The sequence below is a fragment of the Hydrogenophaga sp. genome, assembly GCF_051860785.1.
Taxonomy (GTDB): Bacteria; Pseudomonadota; Gammaproteobacteria; order Burkholderiales; family Burkholderiaceae_C; genus Hydrogenophaga.
On the sequence record NZ_JBIMLB010000013.1, the window covers coordinates 132,472 to 140,736 of the forward strand.

Consider the following 8,265-nt stretch of genomic DNA (forward strand, 5'->3'; position numbering starts at 1 on the left):
CTGATGAATTACTTTTTCCACACGAGGCGGTAGGCGATGAGCGTGTCGCAAGCGAGCAGCGCAAACAGCAGCAGCCCCTGGAACACCCCGGTAATCGACTTGGGCAGCCCCAGGCGCGACTGCGCCAGCTCGCCGCCGATGTAGAACATGCTCATGAGAATGGCCGAGAACACGATGCCCACCGGGTGCAGCCGCCCCACGAAGGCGACGATGATGGCCGCGAAGCCGTAGCCCGCCGGCACATACGGCGTGAGCTGGCCGATGGGCCCGGCCACTTCCAGCGCGCCCGCCAGGCCGGCCGCGCCGCCCGAGGTGAGCAGCGCGATCCACAGCGCCTTGCGCGACGAGAAGCCCGCGTAGCGCGCTGCGGCCGGCGCCAGGCCGCCCACCAGTTGCGCGTAGCCCGAGTAGGTGCGGAACAGGAACACCCACACGGCCGCCACGCCGGCCAACGCCAGCAGCAGGCCGATGTTCACCCGCGAGCCCGTCATCAGGCGCGGGATCTGCGTCACCGATTCGAAGGTCTTGGTCTGCGGAAAATTGTAGCCCTGCGGGTCCTTCCACGGTCCATACACCAGGAAGTTCAGCACCTGAACGGCCACATACACCAGCATCAGGCTCACCAGGATCTCGTTGGCGTTGAAGCGGTCGCGCAGCAACGCGGTGATGCCGGCCCACAGCATGCCGCCCAGCACACCGGCGGCCAGCACCGCGGGGATGATCCACACGCCGGTTTCCTTGGTGGCCAGCAGCGCCACGCCACCGGCGCAGATGGCACCAATGATGTACTGGCCTTCGGCGCCGATGTTCCACACGTTGGAGCGAAAACACACCGCCAGGCCGAGCGCGATGATGAGCAGCGGCGTGGCCTTGACCATCAGCTCCGAGAGCGCGTAGGTGCTCTTGATCGGCTCCCAGAAAAACACCTGCAGGCCCCGCACCGGGTCCTTGCCGAGCACGGCGAACAGGATGACGCCGATCACCACCGTGATCAGCAGCGCCAGCAAAGGCGATGCATAGCCCCAGCGCGCCGAGGGCTGGGGACGGACTTCAAGCCGCAACATGGGCGGTCTCCTTTTCTTCGTTGTTGTTCTGGTGCGATGAAGCGTCCCACAGGCCCGACATCCATTCGCCGATGCGCTCAATGGTCGCGTCCTTGCGGTCCATGCTGGGCGAGAGGCGGCCCTTGGCGATGACGTGCAGGCGGTCGCTGATCTCGAACAGCTCGTCGAGCTCTTCGCTCACCACCAGCACGGCGCAACCGGCGTCGCGCAGCGCGAGGATCTGGCCACGAATCTGCGCCGAGGCGCCCACGTCCACACCCCAGGTGGGCTGGCTCACGATCAGCAGCTTGGGTTTCGCTTCGATCTCGCGGCCCACGATGAACTTCTGCAGGTTGCCGCCCGAGAGCGACTTGGCCGCGGCGTCCGGCCCGTTGGCCTTCACGTTGTAGCGGGCGATCACGTCTGCCGCCTGTTTCTTCAGCGCGTCCACCTTGATCCAGCCGCCAGCGCCCAGCGCGTCGCGGCGCGAAAGCAGCAGGTTGTGCGCCAGCGAGAGCGTGGGCACCGCGCCACGCCCCAGGCGTTCCTCGGGCACGAAGTGCAGGCCCAGTGCGCGCCGCTTGCCGGGTGCGTAGCGCGAAGCGTCGTGCCCGCCCACGCGGATGCTGCCGGCCGGTGCGCGCCGGTCTTCGCCCGAGAGCGTGTAGAGCAGCTCGCTCTGCCCGTTGCCGGACACACCGGCGATGCCCACCACCTCGCCCGCGCGCACGGTCAGCGCGATGTCGTTGAGTTGGGTGCCGAACGGGTCGTCGCTCGCCAGCGTGAGGCCGCTCACCTCGAGCACCACCGCACCCGCGTGAAGCTCGCGCACGTCCAGCGCAGGCGGCTCCGCGCCGATCATCAGGCGCGAGAGCGATGCATTGCTTTCCTGGCGCGGGTCGCACACCCCGGTGACCTTGCCGCCGCGCAGCACCGTGCAGGCGTTGCACAGTTCGCGGATCTCGTGCAGCTTGTGGCTGATGTAGAGGATGCTGCAGCCTTCCGATGCGAGCTTGCGCAGCACCACGAAGAGCTTTTCCACCGCCTGCGGCGTGAGCACCGAGGTGGGCTCATCCAGGATCAGCAGCTGCGGGTTCGTCAGCAGCGCGCGGATGATCTCCACCCGCTGCATTTCGCCCACGGAGAGCGTGTGCACCGGTCGATCGGGGTCGATGTCGAGCCCGTACTCGGTCGCCTTCGCGGTGATGCTGGCGGCCACCGCGGGCAGCGTGAGCGACTTGTCCAGCCCCAGCCAGACGTTCTCGGCCACGGTGAGCGTGTCGAACAGGCTGAAGTGCTGGAACACCATGCTGATGCCCAGCGCGCGCGCCTCCTGCGGGTTGCGGATGTGCGCCGGTTTGCCGTTGAACATCACCGAGCCCTCGTCGGGCTTGACCGAGCCGTAGATGATCTTCATCAGCGTCGATTTTCCGGCACCGTTCTCGCCCAGCACGGCATGCACCTCGCCGGGCTGCACGGTGAGCGAGACATCGCTGTTGGCCACTACACCGGGATAGCGCTTGGTGATGCCGCTCAATTGAAGTCGTGGGGTGGTCATGGGTCTCCTTCTTGTGTGTGTAGGGTCAGGACTCGGCGTCCGGGCGCTTGAGCGAAGCGGCCACGCCTTTGATCTGCTCGCGCAGCCAGCGCGCCGCGTTCGATGCGTGGGTGCGCTCATGCCAGAGCTGGTAATACATCATCCGGGGGAACGCCACCGGGCTGGGCATCACCTTCACCGGCAGCACGCTGGTGAAGCGCTCGCAATACTGGCGCCCGCTGGTCAGCACCAGCAGGCTGCCCGCCACCATGGCCGGGATCAGCCCGAAATGCGGGCAGCGCGCGGTGATGTTGCGCACCAGGCCGAGGCTGGCCAGGTGGTCGTCGATGAAGCCGCGCGCGCCGGGGTGGGTGGGCGTGGGCGCGATGTGCTCGGCGCCCAGCCAGGCCTCCACGTCCCAGCCGCGCCGCGCCGCCGGGTGCTGGTTGGACACCAGGCACACCACCTCGTCGCCGAACAGGCGGCCCAGGTGCAGGTCGTCCGGCGGCTGCGCCCAGTTGCCGATCACCACGTCCACGTCGCCCTGGGCCAGGTGGCTGCGGTAGTCGGAATCGCGCGAGAGGGGGTGAATGTCGATCGGGCAGTGCGGCGCCAGGCTCTTGATCTGCGTGACCAGCTGCGGCAGGAACAGCGGGTCCAGGTAGTCGCTGGCGGCCAGGCTGAAGCTGTGTTGCGCGGTCGCGGGGTCGAAGCTGCGGGCGTCGGAGAACAGCACCTCGGCGCTGCGCAGGATGTCGGCGGCCGGTTCGATCATGCGCAGCCCCGCCACGGTAGGCACCATGCCCGAGCCCGAACGCACCAGAAGGGGGTCCCCGGCCAGTTCGCGCAGGCGCTTGAGCGACGCACTTACCGCCGGCTGGTACATGCCCAGCCGGATCGCTGCACGCGAGACACTGCGCTCGGTGAGCACGGTGTGCAGCACACGAATCAGGTGCAGGTCAATCTTGTCGAACATGGTGGCGTATTTCATACCCATGTCATATGCAGCTGGATGGTGTTTTGGGCATTCTGGACATATGGCTGAGCATATGTTGTGCCAAAGGGTCGGCGCTATGCTGGCATGCATGAGCACCGACACATCCGCACAAACCCTGACTTTCCTGCGGCGCGGCCAGGCCGTGACGCTGGACCATGTGGCACCCGACCGCACGCTGCTGGAGGTGCTTCGAGAGGACCTGCACTGCACCGGCACCAAGGAAGGCTGCGGCGAAGGCGACTGCGGAGCCTGCACCGTGGTGCTGGGCGAGGCGGTGGGCGGCCAGCTGGAATACAAGGCCATCAACAGCTGCATCCGACTGGCGCACTCGGTGCAGGGCCTGGCGGTGTGGACCGCTGAAGACCTGGCAGCGCCCGGCGGTGAACTGCATCCGGTGCAAGAGGCCATGGTGCAGTGCCACGGCAGCCAGTGCGGCTTCTGCACGCCGGGTTTCGTGATGAGCCTGTTCGGGATGTACCAGAACACGAAGGGCGGCAAGGGCATCGACCGCACGCAGGCCCAGGTGGAGCTGTCAGGCAACCTCTGCCGCTGCACCGGCTACCGCCCCATTCTGGATGCCGCTCGGCAGATGGGCTCGCTGCCCCTGCCCGCCGGCTGCGGCGTGAACGAAGCCGCCACTGTGGCGGCGCTGAAAAAGCTGCAGCCTGCCACCGGCGAGCACTACCTGAGCCCCACCACCCTGCCCGCCCTGCTGCAGGCCCGCGCCGCGCACCCGAAAGCCCAGGTGGTGGCCGGCTGCACCGACGTGGGGCTGTGGGTCACCAAGATGCACAAGCGGTTTGCCCAGGTGCTGGACGTGACCACCGCGCAAGAGCTGAGGCGCGTGGAAACGTATCCGCACCACATCGCGATTGGCGCCGCCGTGACGCTGACCGACGCCTACGCCGCGCTGGTGAGCGAGCGCCCACAACTCAAGGCCTTCGCCCAGCGCTTCGCGGGCCTGCCGGTGCGCAATTCCGGCACGCTGGGCGGCAACGTGGCCAACGGCTCGCCCATCGGCGATTCCATGCCACTGCTGATCGCCCTGGGCGCCAACGTGGTGCTGATGCGCTGGGATGCGAAACGCAAGCAGATCGCCCACCGCGAGATCCGGCTGGAAGACCTGTACACCGGCTACCGGCAGAACGTGATGAAGCCGGACGAACTGCTGTGCTGGATCAAGGTGCCCCGGCCGGTGAAGGGTGAAACGGCCACCGTTTACAAGATCAGCAAGCGCTTCGACGACGACATCTCCGCCGTCTGCCTCGCCATCCGCATGACGGTGGAAGACGGTACCGTGAAGGCCGTGTCCATCGGTGCCGGTGGCGTGGCAGCCACACCCGTGCGCGCCCGCCAGACCGAAGCCGCGCTGCTCGGCCAGCCCTGGACGGCCGACACGGTGATGGCCGCCACCGCCGCGCTGCGCGCCGAGTTCCAGCCCATTTCCGACATGCGCGCCAGCGCCGGCTACCGCCACACGGTGCTGGGCAACCTGCTGCAGCGCTTCTGGCTGGAAAGCCAGGGCCTGCAGCGCATCAACCTGGAAAGCCTGACTGCATCCGACCTGGAGGCTGTGGCATGAACGCACGCGACAAAAACACGGCCGATACGCCGGTGGTGATCTCGTCCCGGGCCGACGCCGAAATCGCGCCCGAGACGCCCATCCCCACCACCCCCAAAAAGCGCCCGGCCGAACTTGCCGCCGGCGTCTCGCGCTTCCACGAAAGCGCGCGCGCCCAGGTGGCCGGGGGCGCCACCTATATTGACGACATTCCCGAGGTGCGCGGCACGCTGCACGCCGCGCCGGTGTGCTCGCCCGTGGCACACGGCAAGCTGCGCGGGCTGGACACCGCAGCCGCGCTGGCCGTGCCCGGTGTGCGCGGCGTCTTCACCGCCGCCGACATCCCCGGCGACCCCATGCTCGCCGCCTTCGCGCACGACGAACCCGTGTTCGCCACCGACACCGTGCAGTTCATCGGCCAGGTCGCCGCGCTTGTGGTGGCCGACGACGTGATGACCGCACGCCGCGCTGCCCGGCTGGTGAAGTTCGACATCGAACCCCTGCCCGCCGTCATCAGCGTGCACGAGGCGCACGCGCTGCAAAGCTATGTTCTGCCACCGGTGCACGTGAAACGCGGCAACGCCGCCGCCGCGCTGGCGCGTGCAGCCCACGTGATTGAAGGCAGCTTCGACATCGGCGGGCAGGAACACTTCTACCTGGAAGGCCAGGTGGCCTATGTGCTGCCGCTGGAGCAGGACCAGTGGTGGGTGTACTCCAGCACCCAGCACCCTGGCGAGGTGCAGCACTGGGTTTCGCACGCACTCGGGCTGGACAACCACGCCGTGACGGTGGAATGCCGGCGCATGGGCGGCGGCTTCGGAGGCAAGGAAACGCAGGCCGGCCACCTGGCGGTGTGGGCCGCCATCGCCGCGAACAAGCTCAAGCGCCCGGTGAAGCTGCGGCTGGACCGCGACGACGACTTCATGATCACCGGCAAGCGCCATCCCTTCGCCTACCACTACCGCGCCGGCTTTGACGCCACCGGCCTGCTCTGCGGGCTCGAACTGGAAATGCTCGCCAACTGCGGGTTCAGCGCGGACCTCTCCGGCCCCGTGGCCGACCGCGCCATCTTCCACGCCGACAACGCCTACTTCCTGGAAGACGTGGTCATCTCCAGCTACCGCTGCAAGACCAACATCCAGAGCCACACCGCTTTCCGCGGCTTCGGCGGCCCGCAGGGCGTCATCGTCATCGAACGCATCCTGAGCGACATCGCCCGCACGCTGGACCTGGATCCACTGGACGTGCGGATGCGCAACCTGTATGGCATCGACACACGCAACGTCACGCACTACCAGATGAAGGTGGAGGACAACATCCTCGAACCGCTCATGACCACGCTGGCGCAGACCAGCCAATACCGCCAGCGCCGCGAGCAGATCGCTGAGTGGAATGCGCAGAGCCCTGTCCTCAAGAAAGGCATTGCGCTCACGCCGGTGAAGTTCGGCATCAGCTTTACCGCCACGCTGTTCAACCAGGCCGGCGCGCTGGTGCACGTGTACACCGACGGCAGCGTGCAGGTGAATCACGGCGGCACCGAAATGGGCCAGGGCCTGAACACCAAGGTGGCCGCCATCGTGGCCGACGAGCTGGGCGTGCCGTTTGAAAAAGTGCTCTCCACCGCTTCAGACACCAGCAAGGTGCCCAACGCCAGCGCCACCGCCGCCAGCAGCGGCACCGACCTGAACGGCCGCGCCGCCCAGTTCGCTGCCCGCCACGTGCGCGACAACCTGGCGGCCTTCGTCTCTGGCCTCGATGGCTGCGGCGCGGGCGCGGTGCGCTTCGAGAATGGCCAGGTCATCACGCCCACCACCACGCGCAAGTTCGAAGACGTGGTGAGCGCCGCGTACACCAACCGCATCCAGCTCTGGAGCGACGGCTTCTACCGCACGCCCAAGATCCACTACGACAAGACCACGCTCACCGGCCGGCCCTTCTACTACTTCGCCTACGGCGCGGCTGTGACCGAAGTCGCCATCGACACCCTCACCGGCGAAAGCCGCGTGCTCAAGGTCGACATCCTTCACGACGTGGGCCGCAGCATCAACCCCGCCATCGACATCGGCCAGATCGAAGGCGGCTTCGTGCAGGGCATGGGCTGGCTCACCACCGAGCAACTGGTGTGGAACGACAAGGGCTACCTGCAGACCCACGCCCCCAGCACCTACAAGATCCCCGCCACCGGCGACGTGCCCGAACACTTCAAGACCGACCTCTGGCCCGAAGCCAACCGCGAAGACAACGTGCATGGCAGCAAGGCCGTGGGCGAACCGCCGTTCATGCTGGCCATCAGCGTGTTTGAAGCGCTGCGGGATGCGGTGGCGCAGGCGGGCGGAAATGCAGAGGCCATGAATGCGCCGGGGACGGCGGAGGAAGTTTTGAAGGCGGTGGGAGCGTAGGTTGGACACATGCTGGTAGCCTCACAAGGTCGGCAAGGCCTCTGCCCTGCCAGCCCAGGCGATCGTGCCACATCAAAAAGTGAATTCATCCATCATGACCAGCCCCCTGTACAACGCCTCCGTTCCCGTCCTGCAGCAGATGCTGAAGGCCTTGTCGGATGTGCTCAAGAAAGCCGAAGACCACGCCACGCAAAAGAACATCGATCCCAATGCGCTGCTCCAGGCGCGGCTGTTTCCCGACATGCTCCCGCTGATCCGTCAGGTACAGATCGCCGCAGACTTCTCCAAGGGCATTTCCTCTCGCCTGGCGGGTGCCGAGGTGCCGTCCTGGCCCGACACCGAGGCCAGCTTCTCGGACCTGCAGGCATTGATCACCAAGACTTTGGCCCATGTCGGCTCCTTCAAGCCGGATCAGTTTGATTCAAGTGAGAGCCGCGAGATCGTGCTGCGCCCCGGCACGCCGAAGGAAAAGAAGCTGATGGCCAGCGCCTACCTGCTGCACTACGGCCTGCCACAGTTTTTCTTCCACGTGACCACCGCCTATGCCATCTTGCGCCACAACGGCGTTGAGATCGGTAAACGCGACTACATGGGTGCTTATTAAGACTTAGGCAACCCTGGATTCATGCGTTGATCTCCCGCACAAGCCCTGGCACGGCCTGGAAGAGATCGGCCTCCAGGCCGTAGTCGGCCACCGAGAAGATCGGCGCTTCGGGATCCTTGTTGAT

Annotated in this window: 6 protein-coding genes and 1 pseudogene; 3 read left to right on the plus strand and 4 right to left on the minus strand. The window is 66.6% G+C overall.

All coding sequences use genetic code 11. The annotated features are described in order from the left end of the window. Window positions 1-8: 8 nt before the first annotated feature. The 3 genes from ACTIF6_RS17430 to ACTIF6_RS17440 are packed head-to-tail and all read right to left on the minus strand — an operon-like array spanning window position 9 to window position 3,571. Complete coding sequence (locus ACTIF6_RS17430; protein ID WP_439589192.1) at window positions 9-1,064, minus strand: ABC transporter permease; 1,056 nt, start codon at window positions 1,062-1,064, stop codon at window positions 9-11. Beyond that, complete coding sequence (locus ACTIF6_RS17435; RefSeq protein WP_439589193.1) at window positions 1,051-2,601, minus strand: ABC transporter ATP-binding protein; 1,551 nt, start codon at window positions 2,599-2,601, stop codon at window positions 1,051-1,053. The genes ACTIF6_RS17430 and ACTIF6_RS17435 overlap by 14 nt, the downstream gene beginning before the upstream one ends. Before the next feature lie 25 nt (window positions 2,602-2,626). Further along, a complete protein-coding gene (locus ACTIF6_RS17440; protein WP_439589194.1) occupies window positions 2,627-3,571 on the minus strand; it encodes a LysR family transcriptional regulator in 945 nt (314 codons plus the stop codon). Window positions 3,572-3,665: 94 nt separating this feature from the next. On the opposite strand from ACTIF6_RS17440, the gene xdhA reads away from it, so the two are divergent. From xdhA to ACTIF6_RS17455, 3 genes are all read left to right on the plus strand, one after another. Continuing rightward, window positions 3,666-5,159, plus strand: coding sequence for a xanthine dehydrogenase small subunit (gene xdhA, locus ACTIF6_RS17445; protein WP_439589195.1), 1,494 nt, complete (start codon window positions 3,666-3,668; stop codon window positions 5,157-5,159). Continuing rightward, window positions 5,156-7,537 carry a xanthine dehydrogenase molybdopterin binding subunit gene (xdhB, locus tag ACTIF6_RS17450; protein ID WP_439589196.1) on the plus strand — a complete coding sequence of 794 codons (2,382 nt, stop codon included), beginning with the start codon at window positions 5,156-5,158 and terminating at the stop codon, window positions 7,535-7,537. Before xdhA ends, xdhB begins: the two co-directional genes overlap by 4 nt. Window positions 7,538-7,631: 94 nt before the next feature. After that, a complete protein-coding gene (locus ACTIF6_RS17455; protein WP_439589197.1) occupies window positions 7,632-8,141 on the plus strand; it encodes a DUF1993 domain-containing protein in 510 nt (169 codons plus the stop codon). 19 nt (window positions 8,142-8,160) lie between these two features. Here the strand turns inward: ACTIF6_RS17455 and ACTIF6_RS17460 are convergent. After that, a pseudogene (locus tag ACTIF6_RS17460) lies at window positions 8,161-8,265 on the minus strand (electron transfer flavoprotein subunit alpha/FixB family protein); the annotation flags it as partial.